Genomic DNA, 23,651 nt, shown 5'->3' with positions numbered 1-23,651 from the left:
ATTTTAGTCTTTTAATTTAATTTTTCATTGCATATTGCAAAAAAATATACAATTGTTTTGGTGATTTTCTTTCCCCCTTTAAAAAAATAAATTAGTATCAAAATTAAAGCATTTAATGATTGTTATGATAATAAGTTTCTTTTTGTTTCTACATATCCATCTATCGATATTCCAATAAAACTCTTATAATCTATAGCCCAATTTTTTTGTAGTTTGCCTAAAAAAATGACAGACTAAAATATTGTTTTAGTCTGTCATTTCACTTTAACGATTCAATTAATTAGAAGCAACTAATTCAATTTCAGATTGATAATCACCAACTTTAATTTCTTTTCCGTTTACATGGTTCTTAACCACTAGTTTTCTCATTAATAAGTTTTCCTCAAGCATTCCTTTAAACTTTTCAATGATTTCAATAAACTCTAGATTAGCTGTTATTCCAATATCTACACGCATATTAATTGGTAGATTCAATTCTTTTCGGTATTCTTGAATAGACCTAATTAGTTCTCTTACAGTACCTTCTTGGATAAGCTCTTCTGTTAGTAATGTGTCGAGTGTCACTGTATAATCACCATACGTCGCAGATGCATATCCTTCTTTTGCACTTTTTTCAACTAAAATATCTTGTGCATCGACTTTAACAGTTTCTCCTGTTTCAATGACTACATTAACGTACCCGCTCTCAATCACTTTTTTTGCTTCTTCATTTGTTAATGTTTGAAGTGATTTATTGACTAAATTTGAAAGCTTTCCAAATTTTGCTCCTGATTTTTTAAAATCCAATTTCATTTTTAAGTTTGAAAACTCATTTTCATTGTTTACTTGTTGGAATTTTTTTACGTTTAACTCATCTAAAACAATTTCTTTATATAAATCCCAATCGATGTCCTCATTGTTGCTAACTAAAGTTAAACTAGCTAGTGGCTGTTTAATCTTTAATGAATTTGCATTTCGAATGCTTCTTCCAAGTTCCACAACTTTTAGAACTGCATCCATTTCCTTTTCAAGCTGATAATCGATTAGTGTTTCATCGCAAACTGGAAAGTCAGACAAATGGACACTTTGTTTTGTTAAATTAAGATATACATCTTCCGCTAAGAATGGTGTAAACGGAGCTAATAATTGACTTACTTTTGTTAATACTTCAAACAGTGTATAGTAAGCCGCTGCCTTCTCTTTATTCATTCCATTTGACCAAAATCGTTCTCTAGATCTTCTTACATACCAATTGCTGACCTCATCTACTAATTTAGCAATGTCTCTTGCAGCATTTGTAAATTGATAATCCTCTAAATTTTTCGTTACATTTTTGATTGTGCTATGCATACGTGAAATGATCCAATTATCCAATGTACTTGATTGATACTCATATTGTTTGTTTGAATTAAATCCATCTAAATTGGCATATAAACTGTAAAAACTATAAACATTGTCGAATGTATCAATGAGTTTCGATTTAGCCTCTTGAACAACTCTTTCTGAAAAACGTTTCGGGTTCCAAGGCGCACTATCTACTAATAAAGCCCATCTTAATGAATCTGCTCCATATTTATGGATTAATTCTACTGGATCAAGTGCATTACCTTTACTCTTAGACATTTTTTGACCATTTTCATCTAAAACATGGCCTAGTGATAATACTCGTTTATACGGTACTTCCCCAGTAAATAAAGTAGATACTGCAAGCAAACTATAGAACCAGCCTCTCGTTTGATCAATCCCTTCAATGACAACATCTGCAGGGAATTGTTTTGCAAATTTCTCTTTATTTTCAAAAGGATAATGATATTGGGCAAATGGCATCGAACCGCTATCGAACCAGACATCAATTACTTCAGCTGTTCTTTTCATATCCCCGCTACAATTTGGACAATTAAAAGTGATTTCATCAACAAATGGTTTATGCAATTCAATTGAGTCGTCAATTTCTTCAACTGAATAGTTACATAATTCATTTATACTTTTTGGTGCTAATTGATGATTACATGAATCACATTCCCAAACATTTAATGGGGTGCCCCAATATCTTTTTCGGCTAATATTCCAATCTACCATTTGTTCTAAAAAATTACCGAATCGACCGTGTTTTATATGATCTGGATGCCATGTTACTTCTTCATTATTTTTAATAAACTGTTCCTTTAATGCTGTCGTTTTGATAAACCAACTTTCATTCGCATAATAGAGAAGGGGTGAATCACAACGCCAACAATGAGGATAGCTGTGCTCATATTTTTCTTTACTAAATAATAATTCATGTTCAGCTAAATACCTCACTATATCTACATCACACTCTTTAACAAAACGACCTTTAAAATTAGGTACTTCATCAGTATATTGACCCTTTTCATTCACTACATTTACAAAAGATAAACCATTTTCTTGAACAACCTTATAGTCATCTTCTCCGTATGCAGGTGCGATATGGACAATTCCAGTTCCACTACTTTCTGTCACAAAATCAGCTTTCACAACTTTATGTCCAACTTCAACTTTTACGAAATTAAATGGTGCTAGATAGCTAATACCGATTAGATCGGCCCCGAGAAATTCTGATAAAATGACGTAATCAGCTTTTAATACTTTTTCTAATAGAGCCTTAGCAAGAATATATACGTCCTCACCTTTTTTAGCACGAACATATTCCATTGTTGGATTTACAGCTAACGCTACATTAGCTGGAAGGGTCCACGGAGTTGTCGTCCATCCAAGGAAATAGACATTTTCTTCATCTTGCAATTTAAACTTAACCGTTGCGGATAAATCCTTAACGTCTTTATATCCTTGCGCTACTTCATGTGAGCTTAATGATGTTTGACAGCTAGGGCAATAAGGTGAAACACGATGACCTTTTACTAGTAAACCATTTTCATGAATTGTCCCAAGGATATTCCATACACTTTCGATATAGGAATTATCCAATGTTACATATGGATCATCCATATCAACCCAATAACCTAACTGCTCAGTAAAATCTCGCCATTGTTTCTCGTAAGTAAAAACACTTTCTTTACATTTCTCAAGAAAAGCTTTTACACCATAACGTTCAATTTCTGCCTTACCTGAAATGCCTAACATCTTCTCAACACCTAGTTCAACTGGTAAACCATGAGTATCCCATCCAGCTTTACGAACAACTTGAAAACCTGCCATTGTTTTATATCTTGCTACCACATCTTTAATTGTACGACCTAATGCGTGACCAACATGTGGCAAGCCATTTGCAGTTGGGGGACCTTCATAAAAAACAAAGGTTTGTTTATTTTCTCTTTGTTCAATTGACTTAATAAAGGTATTATTTTTAGACCAAAGTTCACTAATCTTTTTTTCGCGTTGCTGAACTGTTGCTTTTGTATTTTCTTTTTCCATATGATATCGCCTCTCTTATTTTTTTAAAGCACACAAAAACCCGCCCCTATGATAAGGGACGGGTTTAACCGCGATACCACCCTAATTCTATTGAAAAAAGTCCGTTCTTCAATAGCACTTAGCCACGTACAATCATACGCGTTCCTTTTAACGGTAGACACCCGTTCAAACCTACTTATGTTTTCAGTTTGACTTCTCGGAGAGGATCTTCATTTAAGTACTATTCACCGGATTTCAGCTTCCCCCGGCTCTCTGTAGAACAGTATCGAAAATTACTTTTCTCGTCATTGAATTCATTTGTGTGCTTTAATTGTTATTTATTATATCCATCTAGTATTAAAAAGTCAAAGTTTTCTTAAACATTTTTTCTTAATTCAAATTTAATTATTTTGATTCGAGTATTGTGATAAACTGATTTTGGAGAAAATTAACGAGAAAAGTGGTGAGCAAAAATGATCAAAACGATGGCTATATACAAAGACGGAACCCATGCATTTGATGTATCAATTGAAGAATTAAATTCCGAACTAATTGATTGGGTTTGGGTCGATTTTGAAAAACCTAAAAAAGAAGAAATTGATTTATTACGTACTCAATTCCACTTTGATGAAATAGCAATTAAGCATTGTGTAAGCTATAAAGAAAGACCGAAAATGGATTATTACGAAGGCTATCGTTTTATCATTCTACAATCATTGCAGGAGAATATGGAACAAGCTGAAATCGATCTCTTTTTATCCCACAAGTACATCGTTTCATTTTGTTGGGAGAAGTCTAATGCGATCCAAATCGTGTGGAACAAACTAAAAGGATTAAAGAGTACAAAAGGAATGAAACCAGAACGAATCCTGTATCATATTTGTGATGAAATTGTCGACAAATTCTTTCCAATCGTCCAAACAATTGAAGATGATATTGAAGAGATTGATGAATTAGGGTCAAATTCCGATCTAAGCATGATCGATGGAATTAAAACACAACTAAGCAAGTTATCAAAAGTAAGAAAAGCAGTGAAACCAACAAAAGATTTAATTTATCGTATATTAAATTCAACACATGTTGAAATTGACAAAGAAACGACAAAGAGATTAAGAATCGTCTACGAACACTTAGTAAAATTATTAGATGACATTGCAGACAACAGAGAAATGGCAAATGACATTAGAGAAAGTTATATTTCAACGAACTCACATAAAATGAATAAAACGATGAAAATGTTAACATCAGTCTCAATTGTGTTCATGCCATTAACCTTCATCGTCGGAGTATACGGAATGAATTTTGTTCACATGCCTGAACTTCAATTAAAGTATGGTTATTATTACTGTTGGGCAATCATGCTAATCATTATTATTGGATTAGTGATGTGGTTCAAGAAAAAAGATTGGTTCTAGAATCAAAAGAAAAATCAATCTACTTCTAAATTGTTCCCTTTACAATTGGCACTTTTAATAAAGTTATCCAACAAAAATAAAATGACCTCTGTACAAGGTCATCTTATTTTTGTTGGTACCTAATTATATATTCACACTTAGTTTTGTTATTTTAAAATTACATTGATTCCGCTGTTTTTTCAAACATTACACTTTGATCGATTAAACCACAAGCTCCACATTGAACTAAATATTCAGGACCTTTATATGGAACAAAAAATGGATCTAGCCCACTTGAAACATATTCTTCTCTTTCAACATCACCACTTTGAACATTTAATTTAACTGCTTTTGGGTTTTGTTCGATTAAATAAAATCTACTTTTGTTTGTTTTACAGCGTGGACATGCTAATTTATGCATATTTTCACCTCATTTTATTCATATAAGGTTACTATTCCATTAAATTATTATCTTTATTCATATTAATTCGTATTTAATCTTCCTTCAAAAACGATCTTTCTTCCAGTCGGTTCAATTTCTACCTTTCCATTAACCATTTGCTCTGAAAATATTGGTACTTCCATTCTTTTTACTGGTGTATAGCCTTCTCTTTCCATTCTTTCTAAACATTCATTAATCGTTTCGTTTTCAAACACCTCAAATTTTTTCTTACTCATCTATTTCCCTACTTTCCACTTTTGTAATTCTATCTAATCATGATCGAATTCATATCAAAATATAGTAAAAAACCTTACTTTCATTTGAGAGTAAGGTCTGACTGACTAAAATTATTTAATCGCGAAGCCTCGAAAGGAATCGAAGTGCTTCAATATAAACCCATATGACTGTTACTAATAAACCAAAAGCACAATACCATTCGAATTCTTTTGGCGCACCTTGTCTAACACTCTTCGTAATTAAATCAAAATCCAAGAATAGATTTAATGAAGCAATTACTAGAATCGCTAAACTAACAAATATTCCTATTGGACCAGATTGATGGATGTATGGAATTGGAACATGGAAAAGTTGAAGGACCATCGTTAATAAATAAAATAAAAATACGCCGATTGTTAAGCCGAAAACAATTGATCTAAAACGGTGCGTTACTTTTACAAGTCCCGTAGCATAACAAATTAATGTTCCTGCAATAATTGCAATTGTTAATAACACTGCTTGTAGGACAATCATTCCATATGACGCTTCGTAAACAGCTGAAATATTTCCAATTAGAATCCCTTCAACTGCTGCATAAATAGGTGTAGTAATCGGCGCAATTCTAGGAGAAAAAGATGTTACTAACCCAATAATGAATGCAACAATTAAACATCCAATAAACACTTTAGAATTAAGTGTTCCAGTAGCCGTTAAATAATATGAGTATCCTGCTGTTGCGATTAGTAAGATTAATGCGATTATTGTTTTACCAATTGTCCCGCCCATCGTCATCGCTTTAGCAGAATGTCTTGATTTCGCTAATTGTTCAGAATTTAAGATAGGATTTGAACTTCTCATTTAAACTCCTCCTTTATTTTATACCTTTATTTTACCATTTTTAGTAAATTTCTTAAACTTTAAACAAGCTTTAGTAAAATATATGAAAAAAGATGTCCAAAAGGACACCTTATTTCAAAAAACTAAATTAAAATTTAATTTTATTTGCTAAAAATGATTGTAATTCGCTTATTGCAACACGAGTTTGCTCCATTGTGTCACGGTCACGAACTGTTACTTTTCCGTCTTCAATTGAATCGAAGTCGTATGTGATACAGAAAGGAGTACCGATTTCATCTTGACGTCTATAACGTTTACCAATTGAACCAGTTTCATCAAAATCAACATTGAAATCTTCTGCTAAAGAAGCAAATACTTCTTGTGCATTTTCTGATAATTTTTTTGATAAAGGTAAAATTGCTGCTTTATATGGTGCTAATGCAGGATGTAGACGCATTACTGTACGTGAAGTACCATCTTCTAAAGCCTCTTCTTCATAAGCATCAATTAAAAATGCTAATGTAACACGATCTGCACCTAATGATGGCTCGATACAATATGGTACGTATTTTTCATTTGTAATTGGATCATGATATGTGAAATCTTCTGTTGAATATTCCATATGTTGTTTTAAATCATAATCTGTACGAGACGCAATGCCCCATAATTCGCCCCAACCAAATGGGAATTTATATTCAAAGTCAGTTGTCGCGTTACTATAGTGTGATAATTCATCTGCACTATGTTCACGTAGACGAAGATTTTCTTCATTCATACCCAAAGCTAAAAGCCATTTATTAGCAGTTTCTTTCCAGTAATTATACCACTCTATCTCTTCACCAGGTTTACAGAAGAATTCAAGCTCCATTTGTTCAAATTCACGAGTACGGAACGTGAAATTTCCTGGAGTAATTTCGTTACGGAAGCTTTTACCGATTTGAGCGATACCAAATGGAACTTTCTTTCTCATTGTACGTTGAACATTTTTAAAGTTTACGAAGATACCTTGTGCTGTTTCAGGACGTAAGAAAATTTCATTCGTACTTGACTCTGTAACACCTTGGAATGTTTTAAACATTAGGTTAAATTGACGAATATCTGTAAAATCATGGCTACCACAATCAGGACAAGCAATTTTATGTTCTTCAATTAATTTAGCCATTTCTGAAAATGGAAGACCATCAACGATAATTTCCATACCTTTTTCTTCAAGTGCATTTTCAATTAATTTATCTGCACGATGACGAGCTTTACAATTTTTGCAATCGATCATTGGATCATTGAAGTTACCAATATGACCTGAAGCTTCCCATGTACGTGGATTCATTAAGATTGCTGCATCTAATCCAACATTATATGGACTTTGTTGAACAAACTTTTTCCACCAAGCTTTTTTCACATTATTTTTTAATTCAACACCTAGTGGACCATAATCCCACGTATTTGCTAAACCACCGTAAATTTCAGAACCTGGGAATACAAATCCTCTGTGTTTAGCATGACTTACTACGACATCCATCGATTTTTCTGACATTTCATTTACCTCCAATTTTCAATTGTTTTTTGAAAATGCAAGAATGAAATAAAAAAGCTCTCATCCTTAGGCATTTTCTGCCTAGGGACGAGAGCTGTATATGCACCCGCGGTTCCACCCTAGTTGACAATTAAAAAAATTGTCCACTTTAAAAATTAACTCAGGAATGCCTTTCGCTAAAGGTTTTGATTGAGCTCACACCATCCTCAATTCGCTATACAAAATAATCTTTAGGTACTTCTTTCCGTCAACGTTATATGTAATAAATAATATGTTGTTATTTTAACAAAGTGACATTGATTAAGTCAAATATTATTATGAACATTTATGATAAAAAAATACGGTGAATTTTTTGAATATTTTTGGAAAGCAAACATGTAAAGATAAAACCTTTACAGTATGAGCATTAATTGGTATGATAGAAAAGTTGTTTTATTTATATACCTATACTATCAGAAGGGAGTGCTAGTTTTGAGTAGCAGCATTTTTTTAAAGAAAAAGAAACGTTCAGCAGTATTGCTTGATAAACATCATTCCATTCGTTTATTAAAGACAAACAAAAAGCGAATCGTGAACAAAAGAAACAATAAAATAAAAGGGTTCGAACAATTACTTGTTAGAGAATTAAACGAGGAAATGATTTCAACTTCAAACAGTACGGTAAATGAAATTTCTAAAAATGTAAATGTAAATACAGTAGTGATCGAAGGACTTCCAGTAACATTTCTTCTAAAGCTTGGAAAAGAGTTTTTCTCAGATTTAGAAGCAGTGAAGTACTATTATAATAGTAAACATGAAGATTTTTACAAGAATCGTAGTTTACTAGAGGAATCACTTCAAACTTCAATTAACAATGCTTCAAGTGAAGAACAATTAAAAGTTTCGGAATTTATTTCTAATAAATAATAATTTCATATTAATGAGGGAATCCTTAAGGGGTTCCCTCTTTTTATTAGTGTTGAGAAAATCGTAGTTAAAATCCAACCGATCGAACTGCAAATAAACCTTAGGGAGCAGCAAATAAGTGACTTATCTACATCCATTTACATCAAAAAAGGGATGTTCACTTGTCAGTTGACCTGACTTATGAAACACCCCCTATTTTACTTAATCTATTTTTGATAGTTCGTATTGATTAATTGCAGATTCATTATGCTAAATATGCTTTTTTCACTTCTTCATTATTCATTAATGTCTTACCTTCACCAACCATTTGAATCTCACCAGTTTGAATTACATAGCCACGGTGGGCAATTTGTAATGCTTGGTATGCGTTTTGTTCGACTAATAAGATTGTCATTCCTTGTTTGTTTAGTTGCTCAATGATTTCAAATATTTGTTCAACGATAATTGGCGCAAGACCCATGGATGGTTCGTCTAGCATTAGCAATGATGGTCCCATCATCAGTCCTCTGCCAATCGCTAGCATTTGTTGTTCTCCTCCACTCATCGTACCCCCTTTTTGGTTTAAACGCTCTTTTAGTCTTGGAAAATAATCAAATACCATTTCCATACGTGCTGCGATTAGTTTTTTATCTTTAACTGAGAAAGCACCCATCTCTAAATTTTCTTTTACACTTAATTTAGAAAAGATCCTTCTTCCTTCAGGTACATGTGCGATTCCCTTTAAGGCAATTTCATGTGCTTGTAGCTTTATAATTTCTTCGCCTTTGTAAATCAGCGTTCCAGATTTTGGTTTAACTTGGCCACAAATCGTTTTTAGAGTAGTAGATTTTCCAGCACCGTTACTTCCTATTAGTGTTACAATTTCACCTTCATTTACTTCTATGTTAATATTTTTCAGTGCTTGAATACCACCGTAAAAAGAGTTAATATCTTTTAATTGTAATAGCGTCATCTTTTCGTACTCCTTTCACTATGCAGTAGTCACTGCACTTTTTCCTAAATATGCTTCAATTACTTTTTGATTATTTCGAATTTCGAGTGGTTTTCCTTCTGCAATTTTTTCGCCATGATCAAGTACAAATAGATACTCGGAAATTTCCATAACAAGCTTCATATCATGCTCGATTAAGACGATCGTTAAGTTAAGGTCATCTCTCATTTGATAGATTAAATCTGTCAATTCTTTCGTTTCTTTCGGATTCATTCCTGCGGCTGGTTCATCTAAAAGTAAAATTCTTGGTTGTGATGCTAATGCACGAGCGATTTCAAGTCGTCTTTGTGCACCGTATGATAGACTCGATGCTTCCTCATTATATACATCAGCCAATCCTACGTATTCTAACCATTTATATGCTTCTTTCATCGCCGATTTTTCTGCTTTTTTAAATCTAGGTAAATGGAATATTGTTGAAAAAACACCATACTTTATATGCTGATGCATTCCTACCATGACATTTTCTAGTGCAGTCATACTACTAAATAAACGAATATTTTGGAATGTACGCGCGATCCCTTTTTTATTAACTGTATGTGGCTTTAGCCCAACTAAACTCTCATTGCCTAGCAAAATCTCACCACTACTAGGAGTATAAACACCTGTAATCATATTAAAAAATGTTGTTTTCCCAGCTCCATTCGGTCCAATTACCGCTGTAATTGAGCCTTCTTTAATGTCAATATTTACATTATTAACAGCTGTTAAACCGCCAAAGTTTTTCGTTAAATTCGTTGTTTTTAACATTTAATAACCTCCTTTCTTATAATGAAACTGTGCGTGAATTTTCTTCGACTACAGTTTGATCTACGACGTCTTCTTTTGGAACAACCTTATTTTTGGCAGGCAATAATCCTTTTGGCCTGAAAATTGCTGCAAGTACTAAAATAAGCCCAAAAATCATACGCTGCATTTTAGAAGGCGATAGAGCCGGTGGTAAATTAATGACTCCATCTAATGTTAATTGGTTTAAATAGTTTGTTACTTCTGTTAATACTTGTAGATTTAAGATCGTTACAAGTGCTGCTCCAAGGATGACACCTGGAACACTACCCATTCCGCCTAAAATAACCATTACTAAGATCGTAATCGATTCAAGTAACGTAAAGCTTGTTGGGTCAATGAACATTTGCTTTGCAGAGAATACTACTCCCATCATTCCTGAGAAAGACGCACCGATTGCAAATGCAATTAATTTCGTACGTACTAAGTGAATACCTGATGCTTGTGCAGCGATTTCATTCTCACGTACCGCCTTCCAAGAACGTCCAAGTTTAGAATCTTGTAATCTAGTAACAGCTAAAATGACGATTGCTAAAACAACTAACACGACATAATAAAATTGACCAGAACTATCAATCTCTAATCCAAAAATAGTTGGAGCTGGAATAGAAGAAATCCCTTGTGCTCCTCCAGTAATATTTACCGGTTTATCTAAGTTATTAAATACAATTCGTATAATTTCTCCAAATCCAAGTGTTACAATTGCTAAATAATCACCTTTTACACGAAGTACTGGAATACCTAATAATACACCTGCAATTGCAGCGATAATTCCACCGATTATTATAAATACCCAGAATGAGTTTCCTGAAAAAGGAAGGAAATCAAAATGTAAGAAATTCGTAACTTGTTTAGTCGAAAAAATTGCATAAGTATATGAACCGATTGCAAAGAAGGCAACGAATCCTAAATCAAGTAGACCCGCTAAACCAACTACTACATTTAATCCAAGTGCCATTGCTACATAAATTCCAACTAAAGTAGCTACACCCATATATGATTCAAAAGCTGTACCTTGTGATGCAACATACGGCATGATCACCGTTAAAACTAGTATTCCAATGCTCCATTTTAATTTGACTGGAAAATTAGTTTTATATAATAAGTAAAGTGAGAACAAGATTAATAGAAATGCCGTTACAGATTCTTGCAATAGGTATAATCCTAATGATGTAACAACAATATACGCTCCTAAGAAAATTCCTTGAAGTTTGTTTGATTGTTTCAACCCACTTAATAAGCTCTTCATCTAATTCACCTACACTTTCTCAGCTACAGGTTTACCTAATAAACCTTCTGGCTTGAATATTAGAACTAGAATTAAAATTCCAAATGCAACTACATCTTTATATTCTGACGGGAAAATGCCATGTGTTAAAGTTGATAAATTTGTTGCTGCAAACACCTCAATTACACCGATTAATAAACCGCCAAACATCGCGCCACGGATATTTCCGATTCCACCTAATACTGCAGCTGTAAATGCTTTTAGCCCTAAAATAAAACCGATGTACGGATCAATTGTGTTGTACTGTAATGCAAATAGGACACCAGTTGCACCACCTAATCCAGAACCTAAAAAGAATGTTAATGAGATGACTTTGTTAACATTTACAGACATTAATGATGCAGTTTCACGATCCTGTGCAACTGCACGCATTGCTGTACCCCATTTTGTTTTATTGATGAAGTAATCTAATGAAATCATCATTACAACTGCAACGACTAAAATAATAATTGATGCTGATTTAATTTGTGCATTTCCAAATGAAGAAAGAATTGAGCTAGTTTTAATTTGGTGTTGTCCTGAAAATAGTGATGGGCCAGTAATAATGTAATTTCCTTCTTTTAATTCAGCAATAAAACGGACGATATCTTGTAGTAAAAATGAAATACCGATTGCTGTAATTAATGTAATTAATTTTGGTGCTTTTCGTAATGGGCGATACGCTACTCTTTCAATCCCCATTCCAAGGAACCCAGTTGCTAATGAAGCGATAATTAAAACAATTGCTAACACGATAATTGCAGGTAAACTACTTAATAAACCTAACCCAGTAAATGTAATTAATACTGCAGTACCAATAAATGCACCCGCCATGAATATTTCACCATGTGCAAAGTTAATTAGTTCCAATATCCCATAAACCATCGTGTAACCGAGTGCTACGATTGCATATACTGCTCCTAAAACAAGACCGTCTATTAGTACTTGAGGTAGAGTTTGGATTACTTCATTCATGTATTAGACCTCCTATAAATAATATAGTTTATTTCAACTTCCAAAATTTTACAATTTTCTCACCTTAATTAGAGAAAAAGAGTATCACGTTTTACGGGATACTCTTTTTTTGACTGGTAGGGTTTGTTTCTAATTATGGTTTAGTAACTTCCCCTTCTTGAGTACCAGGATATTTAGCTTCTTTAAACGTATAAATAAATACTTTCGCGTATTTGTTGTCACCTTTATCGTCGAAACCAACCTTAGTTACTACACCATCATAATCTTGGACTGCACGTACTGCTTTTTCAACTTGTTCACGAGTTGGCGTTTTTCCTTTGTTATCGTTAATCGCATTTTTTAATCCTTCTAATAAAACGCCAGCAGAATCATATCCGTAAGATGAGAACGATTCGATGTTTTTATTAAATTTCGATTTGTATGCATCAGCAAAAGCTTTACCTTTATCTGTTTTTAACGTGTCACCAGCTACTGAAGTATAGTAGAAGTTTTTAACAGCATCTCCTGCGATGTCAACTAAACCTGAAGAATCCATTCCATCTCCACCCATGAATGGGATGTTCAATCCTTTTTCACGAGCTTGCTTTAATAAAATTCCTCCTTCAGCATAAAGTCCACCAAAGAATACTAAATCAGGCTTTTTCGCAATCGCATTATTTAATACACCACTAAAGTCTTTATCACCGACTGAGATCCCTTCTTCACCTACAATTTTAACGCCTAATTTCACCGCAGCAGCTTTGAATTCATTTGCTAAACCAGTTCCGTAAGGTGTTTTATCTTGTATGATAAAAATATTTTTAGCTTTTAAAGTTTTAACAGCGAAATTTGCACCTGCAGGACCTTGGAAGTCATCACGAGCACAAATTCGGTTAACTACCCCTAATCCACGATCAGTTACTTCATTTGCAGTATTTGAAGGAGATACCATTACGATATGGTCTTTCTCATACTTAACAGAAGAAGGAATTGCTACACCAGAGTTTAAGTGTCCTACAACACCAAGGATTTTATTGTCTGCAGCTAACTGCTCAGCATTTGCTACACCTTTTTTCGGATCCCCTTGGTCATCATAAGGTACAATCTTTAAATCAAAGCCTAATTTTTTGAAAGCTGCTTTTTGATCCTCTAATGCAAGCTGAGCTCCAAGTTTAATGGATTCACCTAAAATTGCATTATTACCAGATAATGGAGTATTTGTAGCAATTTTAATGACTTGGTTTCCATCCTTTGAACTACTAGTACCACAGCCTGCTAAAATACCCGCAGTTAACGATACTGATGCTAAAATTGCAAATCCCTTTTTAAAAACCATATGTACGCCCCCTTAACAACCTATTTTTTTGAAAATTTAAAATTCTTAAGAAAATAGTAAGCTATATTTTTTCGTTAGACAAGTTCTTTTGATTCAAAATATTTCGACAATTCTGTCGATTCTCTGTTATTATAGGCAATTATTACCATTAAATAATCAATAAAAAACTTTTTTCCTTATTTTCGAAATATAAAATTAATAGATTCTAATGTGTTTTCTTTGGTTTATTCCTAAAAAATCATTTTACTAGTATCATTTTACTTTTTTCGACAAATTCGACAAAAAAACCTATTCCAAATAGCTTGGAATAGGTCTTTTTTTTAATTATTTTCTTCTTTTTTATATCGAATGATTGTCTTTATTTCACCAGAATCATCTGTATCCATAACAAATGAACCATTACTATACTGATCACTATTTCTTAAATCAGTTGGGTCAACTGTCTCAAATTGTCCGGATTTACTTAATAAAGCAAACATATCATTTTCATTTATTGCATATACCCCAATTAACATATGAGGATTATTTTTTAAATCTCGAAGTACTTTAACACCACGTGTACCTCTAGAACTTTGAGGAATCGTATCGAGTTTCATCTTTTTAATTGCCCCTCGATGTGTTGCACAGAATATTTCTTTCACTTCATTACTAATCTTGTCTGCAGAAACAACAAAATCATTATCCTTTAAGTTAATCCCTTTAACTCCACCAGCTCTTAAGCCTTGAATACTAATCTCTTCTGCATTAAATATCAATGTGTATCCTGAATTTGTAGCCAACAACACTTGATCAGTTTCTGAAATGACACCAGCAAAAATTAAGGAATCATCAGACTTAATTGACATACCGACAAGTGGTTTAGAATATCGTTGTACTTTTAATTGCTGTATACTTGTACGTTTTACAACACCATTTTTAGTGACAAATAAAATAAAATCTTTATTTTCTTCAAAATTATTTACGACTGTAGCAGAAAGAATTGCTTCATCACGCTCAATAGGAATAATATTAGCAACATGTTGCCCCATATCTTTCCATCTGATATCCTGCATTTCATGAATTGGTAAATATAAATAGTTACCTTTTGACGTAAATAAAATTAGTGTATCTGTCGTTGTACTTTCTATTTGGTAAATTAAACGGTCGCCTTCTTTCATACCGTAATCTTTACCATTTGAAGCTGAAAAAGATCTTGGACTTGTTCGTTTAACGTATCCTTCACTTGTAACAGTGACAATCACGTCTTCTTGAGCAATTATATCTTCTCTAGCAATTTTAATTTCTTCAATCTCTTCTTGAATTGTCGAACGTCTGTCGTCTGCATATTTTAACTGAATTTTCTTTAAGTCTGTTTTTATAACTGACAATAATTTTGCTTCACTGTTTAAAATTGCTTCAAGCTGTTTAATCTTTTTATCTAACTCATCTGCTTCTTCTTGTAATGCAGTAATATCAGTATTTGTTAAACGATATAACTGTAACATTACAATCGCTTCAGCTTGTTGTTCAGTAAACTCAAATTGAGCGATTAACTTATCTTTTGCATCGCGTTTATCATTTGCAGAACGGATTGTTGTAATCACTTCATCTAAAATCGATAAAGCCTTCATTAAGCCTTCTACAACATGTTGGCGAGCTTTTGCTTTTCTTAAATCAAAGTTTGAACGATTTGTAATAACTTCTTTTTGATGTTCAATATAAGCATCAAGAATTGCAGGTAATGACATCTGTTTTGGTGTACGATTATAAATCGCAACCATATTGAAGTTATAAGGTATTTGAAGCTCAGTATTTTTATATAAATAATTTAAAATTGCTTCATTATTTGCATCTTTTTTCAGTTCAATGACAATACGTAGTCCAGTACGATCTGTTTCATCACGTACTTCCGTAATTCCATCAACTTTTCGATCAAGACGAACCTCATCCATTTTCTTTACTAAATTCGCTTTATTCACTTCTGAAGGAATTTCTGTAATGATTAATGCCTGTTTTCCACCGCGTAAATCCTCGGTATGAACACGACTTCGAATAATGATTTTTCCTTTTCCTGTTTCATAAGCTTTTTTTATTCCATCTACACCTTGAATAATCCCTCCAGTAGCAAAATCAGGACCGTGAATTACAGTCATTAATTCATCTACTGTACAGTTTTTATTTTCAATGCGCATAATCGTCGCATCGATAACTTCTCCAAGGTGGTGCGAAGGTATTTCTGTTGCATATCCAGCAGAGATTCCCGTGCTACCATTAACCAATAAATTTGGAAACATTGATGGTAAAACCACTGGTTCCATACTTGTATCATCAAAGTTGGGCACAAAATCAACTGTTTCTTTATCAATATCTCTCAATAGTTCACTTGCTATAGATGATAACCTAGCTTCCGTATAACGCATAGCTGCTGGCGGGTCTCCATCAATACTACCGTTATTCCCATGCATTTGAACTAATACATTTCGTAATTTCCAATCTTGACTTAGACGTACCATCGCATCATAAACAGAAGTATCACCATGAGGATGGTAATTACCAATTACGTTTCCGACTGTTTTAGCAGATTTACGGTAAGGCTTGTCTTGCGTGTTTCCTTCAACGTGCATTGAATACAAAATACGACGTTGAACTGGCTTTAATCCGTCACGAGCATCCGGTAATGCTCGTTCTTGAATAATATATTTACTATATCGACCAAAACGGTCACCTATTATATCTTCTAAAGGGATATTATATAATTTTTCCGATGATTGCATCAGACATTGCTCCCTTCTGATTCTACTTCAACTTGCTCATTGTTTAAAATTTTATCTTCTTCATCTAAATCAAATACTACATTTGATTCAATCCACTTACGTCTAGGTTCAACTTTGTCGCCCATTAAAGTAGTTACACGACGATCCGCTCTAGCGGCATCATCAATTTTCACACGAATAAGCGTTCTAGTTTCTGGATCCATCGTTGTGTCCCAAAGTTGGTCAGCATTCATCTCACCTAGTCCTTTATAACGCTGAATCATATACCCTTTACCAACTTTTTTGATTGCATCTTGTAGGTCTACCTCTGACCAAGCATATTCAATTACTTCTTTTTTTCCAGTACCTTTACTTACTTTGTATAAAGGAGGTAAGGCAATATACACTTTACCAGCCTCTACTAATGGCTTCATATAACGGTAAAAGAAAGTTAATAAAAGTACTTGAATATGCGCTCCATCTGTATCAGCATCGGTCATAATAACAATTTTGTCATAGTTAACATCTTCAATGTCAAAATCACTACCTACTCCTGCACCAATCGCATGAATAATTGTATTAATCTCTTCATTTTTCATTATGTCCGCTAGTTTTGCCTTCTCGGTATTGATTACCTTACCACGTAAAGGCAAGATTGCTTGAAAACGTCGATCACGACCTTGTTTAGCACTACCACCGGCTGAATCACCCTCTACTAGGTATAATTCATTTTTCTGTGGATTACGTGACTGTGCAGGTGTGAGCTTACCGCTTAAAGAAGTTTCTGAACGCTTTCTCTTTTTACCACTTCTAGCTTCTTCTCGTGCTTTTCTTGCAGCTTCTCTTGCTTGGTAAGCTTTTATCGATTTTTTTACTAATGAAGTTGCAATGTCTGGATTTTCCTCCAAGAAATACGCTAATTGATCTGAAACAACTGAATCAACAGCTGATCTTGCTTCACTAGTACCTAATTTACCTTTTGTTTGTCCCTCAAATTGAAGCAGCTCTTCAGGAATTCTTACAGATACAATTGCAGCTAATCCCTCACGAATATCCGCTCCATCTAGATTTTTATCTTTTTCTTTTAAAAGACTCACTTTTCTTGCATATTCATTAAATGCTCTTGTTAATGCGGTTTTTGCACCAACTTCGTGCGTACCACCATCTTTTGTACGAACATTGTTTACGAATGAAAGCATCGTTTCTGAATACCCATCGTTAAATTGGAACGAAAATTCAACTTCTATTTTATTTTGTAATCCTTCAAAGAAAACAACAGGATGTAATGCTTCTTTTTCTTCGTTTAAATACGATACGAATGCTTCGATACCGTTTTCATAATAAAACTCTTCGAACGCATCATGTCGTTCATCTTTAATTGTAATTTTTAAACCTTTTAATAAAAAAGCTGACTCTCTAAGTCTTTCACATAAAGTATCAAAGTTGAAATTTGTTGTACTAAAAATAGTCGGATCTGGTTTAAAGTGGATCGTCGTACCAGTTCGTTTTGTCTTACCAACGACTTCTAATGAAGTTACTGCTTTACCTCCATTTTCAAAACGTTGCTTGTAAATTGCTCCCTCACGGTGAATTTCAACTGTTAACCATTCTGATAAAGCATTAACTACTGATGCACCAACACCATGTAGACCACCACTTGTTTTGTAGCCGCCTTGTCCAAACTTACCACCTGCGTGTAATACAGTTAAAATAATTTCTGGAGTCGGTTTTCCCATTTTGTGCATTCCAGTAGGCATCCCACGACCATGGTCTTTTACGCTTAAGCTATTATCTTTATGAATAATCACATCTATTTGTGTCCCGTGACCAGCTAATGCTTCATCTACAGAGTTATCTACGATTTCATAAACTAAATGGTGCAGACCTCTACTATCTGTGCTGCCAATATACATTCCAGGTCGTTTACGTACAGCTTCTAAACCTTCTAGTACCTGTATCGCATCTTCGTTATATGTTGTTTCATTCTTTGCCAACACCATTTCTCCTTTCTAACTAAACACTTACATAAGAACATCTGTTCCATTATATCATATTATAAATAAAATGTTTCTTCTAATCGTTCATGTTAATGGTTTTTTTCCTAACTTACAAGTCGAACATGAAAAAAAAAATAGGGCAAGTTCATAAAAAGCTGGATTTTAGAATCAAGAAAATACAGGTTTAAAGTTGAAAATTGATAAATTAGCTAACAAAATTCAAATTTAAACTGGCACTTTAATTGCTTATATAATTTGAAGTTTGTCTACTCAATATCTCGGTATTTCCAAATTTTCTTAATTCCTACTCGATCTTCCGTTAAAAAAACTCACTGATTAACAGTGAGCCAAATTTTAAAACAAATTGCAAAAATTTGATTTTCAGACTGCTTGCAGGCGCAAAGGCTAGTGAGAAGCCGTGTTACATGAAACGAGAGCGTTTGGCGGCTAGTCTGAAACAGTGAGCTTTTTTAACGGCCTATCTAGTCATTGCATGCTCTACTTTAATACAACGATCCATAATGACTGTTTTACCATTTTCTTTTAACAATTGATATGCTTCTTCGTTTTCGATTCCAAGCTGTGCAAAGAAAACATCACAATCAATTTTAAGAAACTCTTGTGCTACAGGTAATAGGTGTTCAGGTCTTCTAAATACATTTACAATATCAACTTTTTCATTTATTTCTGTTAAACTCGCTACCGCTTTTTCACCTAATACAGTATCAACCGTTGGGTTTACTGGAATAATTTTATATCCAGCATCTTGCATTGCCTTACTTACCATATAGGACGTTTTAGACGGGTCTCCTGATAATCCAACAACTGCAATTACTTTACTTGATTTTAAAATTTTGCCAATTTCTTCTCTTGATGGGTATTTACTCATTCGCTAATCACCCTTTCTGTTTGCATAAATAAGCGAAAAGATAAACTTTTCGCTTATTTATTATTCTTTTATCATATTTCTTAAGTCAATTGCCTGTCAATCATTGACTAGAAGCTAATGTTAATGTTGAATTCGTTAATTTACCGTTACGGTAATAAGTAATCTTTAATTTATCTCCAACTTTTTTGTGTGAGTATAGGTATTCTCTCACAGAAATTACGTCACTTACTGGTTTGTCATCAAGTGCAACAATAACGTCTAATTGTTTCATTCCAACTTTCGCAGCAGGAGTATTTGGATCAACATGTGTAACAACTGCACCTTTAGTCACTGAACGAGGTAATTTTAATGTTTCTTCGATATTAAATTGCGGTATTTCATCAAGTGATTTTAAGCCTACACCCATTACAGGTCGAGTCACTTCACCGAATTTTTCGATTTGATCTAAAGCTGGTTTTGCAATATTCATTGGGATTGCAAATCCAATACCTTCAACAGCTTGTTCGGCAATTTTACTTGAATTAATCCCTATTACTTCACCTTTTGCATTGATTAAAGCGCCACCACTATTACCAGGATTAATCGCAGCATCCGTTTGAATTACTTGAGTTTGGTAATCTGCAACTCCATCTCCATCGATATCTTGTGGTATTTCACGAGCTTTACTACTTACAATTCCTTCTGTTACAGTACTTTCTAAAAATCCAAGTGGGTTTCCAATTGCAATAGCAGTTTCACCTACGTTAATTTTTTCTGAATCACCTAATTTTGCGATATTTGTAACATATTTTGCATCAATTGCTACAACAGCTAAATCTAATAATTCATCTGTTCCAACAAGTTTAGCATCAATTAATTGACCATCTGCCATTTTTACTTTTAATTGTTTTGCACCAGCAACAACGTGGTTATTTGTAGCTACTAAAGCTTTATTTCCGACTTTTTTATAGACAACACCTGAACCAGATCCAGCTTCTTCAGTTTCCATTGAAAATGGATTTGATGATTGATAATTATTAACGCCTACTACAAATTTACGAGCATTTTGAATCGTAGTTGTTAAATCTTCCCTTGTTACATTAATAACTTGTGTAGGTACGGTATTCGTATCATTTGATAAATTTGCAGGTTTATTTGTTAAGTTAAAAATATCTGGGGATACGATTGAGATTGTAACAGCTCCAATTATCGCTCCAATAAAGCCTGTAACAAGAGGATACCCTCCACGTCTGCTTCTCTTTTGTCTTTTATGATTATTTTCATCGTTTAAATCTGTTTCATCATAATATCCCATAATTCATTCCTCCAATATGTAGGTATCTTTAATTGATATTAATTTAACCCACGCATGTGTATTTGCTGTGAACTTTTTGATTTAATTCAAATATTTTTTCAAATTAAAAATAAATTCAACTCCATCTTTCTTATTATGAACTTTTATAGTTGAATGATGTAAGTCAAGGATTGTTTTTACGATTGCTAAACCTAAACCTGTTCCACCATTTTGTCTATTTCTAGATTCATCAATTCGATAGAATCGATCCCAAATTTTATCAATTTTGTCAGCAGGAATTGGATTACCTTCATTAAAAATAGAGATATTTACATATTCCCCTTCATCTAATAAATTCATTTTTATCTCACTACCTGGGTTACCATAATGGATTGCATTTGAAAGGATATTAATGATCACTTGTTCTACTTTTCTTTTTTCACCAATTACGAGTGTATCTTCATCTAGATTAAAATTGAAATTACAATGATTACTACTATTTTCAAACATGCGAATAATCACATTTTCGATGCAATCCACAATTAAGAAAGGTTCACTTTTAAGTGTGTATGTACCCGATTGAAGTTTGGAAAGTTCTAGCATATCGACAACTAAGCCGTTCATCCGATCAACTTCTTCAAGGATTACATCTGCATAATAACCATTTTTTTCAATATTTAATCCATCTTTTAAACCTTCTGCATAACTTTGCACAATACTCAGTGGCGTTTTCAGCTCATGGGAAACTCCACTAATAAACTCTTTTCTTGTTTGTTCTAACTGCTTTTCTTTTTCAATATCCTTCATTAATTTAACATTTGCCTGCTGTAAATTTTCAATCGTACTAGCTAAATTCTCAGATAATGAATTAATTGATTTTGATAATTGTCCAATTTCATCATCTGATTGAATATCAATTTTCTCGTTAAAATTTAACTTTGCTAATTGATCTGTTACAGAGTTCATTTTCAATAATGGCTTCGTAATCAATTTCGAATAGTAAAAAGAAACGATCACAATCAATAATAAAGCAATTATAAATGCGTAAATATAAAAATCTTTTAAAACGTACATTGCTTCATTTACTGGTTGTAGCGATGTAATCGCAAAAATAACTTCTTTTGAACCTTTACTAGTATTAATTGGGTAAATAAAAACTTTATTTTCTAATCCATTTACTCGGTCTAAATAGCGATAAATTAATGGAAAATCCTCTTGAGTATATTTAGAAAAATCTTCATTGCTCTTTGTCCAATCAGTTATCGCACCCATTAATGAGTTCATTTGAGCTGAGTATGTATATTGATTTGCAATTGGTAAATGTAAATTAACAACTTTCCCTTTAATTTCAATATTCACCATTTCCTGAAGACTATCTTTAGTTGACAATTGAATAGGGTTAGAAGGTTGATTTTCCTCTTGCCACACACCTATATTCGTTTTTATATAAAGTGGAATAAAGTAATCATCTTGAACATAACCTCGGATTGTAATCTTCGAATTTTCTTTAATATTAAGACCTAAAATACTATCTATTTGATCCGAATATAATAAATTATTTAAAGGTACATATACCTTTTTCCCTTCATTTGTAAGAACAGTTAAATCAAAATTATTCTCAGCTTTTAGTACCCCTCTTTTATCTAAAACCGCTAAAGTTGTATTGTATTTCGAATATAGTTTTGATAATTCTTGTTGAAACTGATTACTGTTAAATTTACCTGCTTTATACCCTTTAGCAAATTGTGTTAGTTCCTCTGTTACAATATTTACTTTCTTATTCGTGTAAAAAGATTGCATAAAGATTGATTGACCAACAAATACAATTAATAAAAAAATAACTAATAATAACGTTATTGATAAAAAAAGTTTACGGACTATACTATTTTTCATCTTCTTACTCCTCAAACTTATAGCCAACTCTAATAACTGTTGCTATATGCTTTGCTTTGTCTCCCAATTTATGTCTAAGTTTTTTTATATGTGTATCAACTGTTCTTCCATCACCAAAATAATCAAAGCCCCAAATATTATTCAATAATTGATCTCTTGATAAAACGATGCCTTTATTATCAATTAAATAACATAATAATTCGAACTCTTTATTCGTAAGTTGTAATATTTCATTATTAATTGAAGCTGTCCTTGATGACGTATTGATCGTAATTCCACAAATCGTTTTAGAATCTTTATCTTCTTCTTTTAGATCAGCTGTTCTTCTTAGTACACTCTTTGCTTTTGCTACTAGAATTTTAGGACTAAATGGCTTTGTCACATATTCATCTGTACCAAGATCAAACCCAAGTAATTGATCTTCTTCTTCTGAGCGAGCAGTGATCATGATGATAGGAATACTTGATTGCTCCCTAATTAACTTACAAACTTCCCATCCATCTAATTTCGGTAGCATTAAATCTAAAATAATTAAATCTACTTGATTTTCGTTAAATTTTTTTATGCCCTGTTCTCCATCTTCTGCTTCGATCACAGTAAATTGATCGTTTTCGAAATACTCTTTTACGATTTCTCTTAATCTTTTTTCATCTTCAATGATTAAAACTGTCGGGTTCATATTTTTTTCCTTCCGTTAATATTGGTATATATAAGTAATTTTACCTAAAATAAAATGTCCTTTATTTCCTCATTTGAATTAATATTCTAAAGCAACTATCTATATATTCGCTTAAAATTGTGATAAAATCATATGATACTGCACTAATTTATTATTGTTTGAAAAGGAGCTAGA

General features: G+C 33.0%; 18 protein-coding genes and 2 other annotated features. Of the genes, 2 read left to right on the top strand and 16 right to left on the bottom strand.

The window, feature by feature from the left end; all coding sequences use genetic code 11:
• Positions 1–276 precede the first annotated feature (276 nt).
• Entirely contained in the window at positions 277–3,372 is a 3,096-nt protein-coding gene (ileS, locus tag AN960_RS22765; protein ID WP_056476808.1) for an isoleucine--tRNA ligase, read from the bottom strand.
• A gap of 51 nt (positions 3,373–3,423) precedes the next feature.
• Positions 3,424–3,669: a binding site (T-box leader), on the bottom strand.
• Between the two features lie 155 nt (positions 3,670–3,824).
• Here ileS and corA point away from each other — a divergent pair.
• Complete coding sequence (corA, locus tag AN960_RS22760; protein ID WP_056476805.1) at positions 3,825–4,766, top strand: magnesium/cobalt transporter CorA; 942 nt, start codon at positions 3,825–3,827, stop codon at positions 4,764–4,766.
• A 157-nt stretch (positions 4,767–4,923) separates the two neighbouring features.
• Here the strand turns inward: corA and AN960_RS22755 are convergent, their stop codons facing one another.
• The 4 genes from AN960_RS22755 to AN960_RS22740 all read right to left on the bottom strand — a co-directional run bounded on the left by AN960_RS22755 (position 4,924) and on the right by AN960_RS22740 (position 7,774).
• A complete protein-coding gene (locus AN960_RS22755) occupies positions 4,924–5,166 on the bottom strand; it encodes a hypothetical protein (RefSeq protein ID WP_056476802.1) in 243 nt (80 codons plus the stop codon).
• Between the two features lie 62 nt (positions 5,167–5,228).
• Positions 5,229–5,423, bottom strand: coding sequence for an NETI motif-containing protein (locus tag AN960_RS22750; protein ID WP_056476799.1), 195 nt, complete (start codon positions 5,421–5,423; stop codon positions 5,229–5,231).
• A 115-nt stretch (positions 5,424–5,538) separates the two neighbouring features.
• A complete protein-coding gene (locus tag AN960_RS22745) occupies positions 5,539–6,261 on the bottom strand; it encodes a Bax inhibitor-1/YccA family protein (protein ID WP_056476797.1) in 723 nt (240 codons plus the stop codon).
• Positions 6,262–6,388: 127 nt separating this feature from the next.
• On the bottom strand, positions 6,389–7,774 hold the full coding sequence (locus AN960_RS22740) for a glycine--tRNA ligase (RefSeq protein WP_056476794.1): 1,386 nt from the start codon (positions 7,772–7,774) through the stop codon (positions 6,389–6,391).
• An 80-nt stretch (positions 7,775–7,854) separates the two neighbouring features.
• Positions 7,855–8,034, bottom strand: a binding site (T-box leader).
• Positions 8,035–8,245: 211 nt separating this feature from the next.
• On the opposite strand from AN960_RS22740, the gene AN960_RS22735 reads away from it, so the two are divergent.
• Positions 8,246–8,680, top strand: coding sequence for a hypothetical protein (locus AN960_RS22735; RefSeq protein WP_056476792.1), 435 nt, complete (start codon positions 8,246–8,248; stop codon positions 8,678–8,680).
• Between the two features lie 244 nt (positions 8,681–8,924).
• On the opposite strand, the gene AN960_RS22730 is transcribed toward AN960_RS22735, so the two are convergent.
• The 11 genes from AN960_RS22730 to AN960_RS22680 form a co-directional block, all read right to left on the bottom strand.
• Positions 8,925–9,632 carry an ABC transporter ATP-binding protein gene (locus AN960_RS22730; protein WP_056476791.1) on the bottom strand — a complete coding sequence of 236 codons (708 nt, stop codon included), beginning with the start codon at positions 9,630–9,632 and terminating at the stop codon, positions 8,925–8,927.
• Between the two features lie 18 nt (positions 9,633–9,650).
• Entirely contained in the window at positions 9,651–10,421 is a 771-nt protein-coding gene (locus tag AN960_RS22725; RefSeq protein ID WP_056476790.1) for an ABC transporter ATP-binding protein, read from the bottom strand.
• 16 nt (positions 10,422–10,437) lie between these two features.
• Positions 10,438–11,706 carry an ABC transporter permease subunit gene (locus tag AN960_RS22720; protein ID WP_056476789.1) on the bottom strand — a complete coding sequence of 423 codons (1,269 nt, stop codon included), beginning with the start codon at positions 11,704–11,706 and terminating at the stop codon, positions 10,438–10,440.
• A 9-nt stretch (positions 11,707–11,715) separates the two neighbouring features.
• The gene (locus AN960_RS22715) at positions 11,716–12,699 is read right to left on the bottom strand and encodes a branched-chain amino acid ABC transporter permease (RefSeq protein WP_056476786.1); all 984 of its coding nucleotides are present in this window, start codon (positions 12,697–12,699) and stop codon (positions 11,716–11,718) included.
• Positions 12,700–12,832: 133 nt separating this feature from the next.
• Positions 12,833–14,014: a branched-chain amino acid ABC transporter substrate-binding protein gene (locus AN960_RS22710; protein ID WP_056476785.1), complete on the bottom strand. Its 1,182-nt coding sequence runs from the start codon at positions 14,012–14,014 to the stop codon at positions 12,833–12,835.
• A gap of 320 nt (positions 14,015–14,334) precedes the next feature.
• Positions 14,335–16,767 (bottom strand): DNA topoisomerase IV subunit A, encoded by a 2,433-nt coding sequence (parC, locus tag AN960_RS22705; RefSeq protein WP_056476784.1) that lies wholly within the window; start codon positions 16,765–16,767, stop codon positions 14,335–14,337.
• Positions 16,767–18,740, bottom strand: a complete 1,974-nt coding sequence (gene parE / locus AN960_RS22700; RefSeq protein ID WP_056476783.1) for a DNA topoisomerase IV subunit B — start codon at positions 18,738–18,740, stop codon at positions 16,767–16,769. Before parE ends, parC begins: the two co-directional genes overlap by 1 nt.
• A 481-nt stretch (positions 18,741–19,221) precedes the next feature.
• Positions 19,222–19,632, bottom strand: coding sequence for a CoA-binding protein (locus AN960_RS22695; RefSeq protein ID WP_056476782.1), 411 nt, complete (start codon positions 19,630–19,632; stop codon positions 19,222–19,224).
• A 100-nt stretch (positions 19,633–19,732) separates the two neighbouring features.
• Positions 19,733–20,926 carry a S1C family serine protease gene (locus AN960_RS22690; RefSeq protein ID WP_056476780.1) on the bottom strand — a complete coding sequence of 398 codons (1,194 nt, stop codon included), beginning with the start codon at positions 20,924–20,926 and terminating at the stop codon, positions 19,733–19,735.
• 81 nt (positions 20,927–21,007) lie between these two features.
• Entirely contained in the window at positions 21,008–22,798 is a 1,791-nt protein-coding gene (locus AN960_RS22685) for a sensor histidine kinase (protein WP_056476778.1), read from the bottom strand.
• Positions 22,799–22,802: 4 nt separating this feature from the next.
• On the bottom strand, positions 22,803–23,477 hold the full coding sequence (locus AN960_RS22680) for a response regulator transcription factor (RefSeq protein ID WP_056476776.1): 675 nt from the start codon (positions 23,475–23,477) through the stop codon (positions 22,803–22,805).
• Positions 23,478–23,651: the final 174 nt, after the last annotated feature.

It is taken from the genome of Bacillus sp. FJAT-25509 (genome assembly GCF_001420605.1).
GTDB lineage: Bacteria > Bacillota > Bacilli > Bacillales > Bacillaceae_G > Gottfriedia.
Note: the sequence above shows the minus strand (reverse complement) of the source record. Positions and strands in the feature narration are given on the sequence as shown.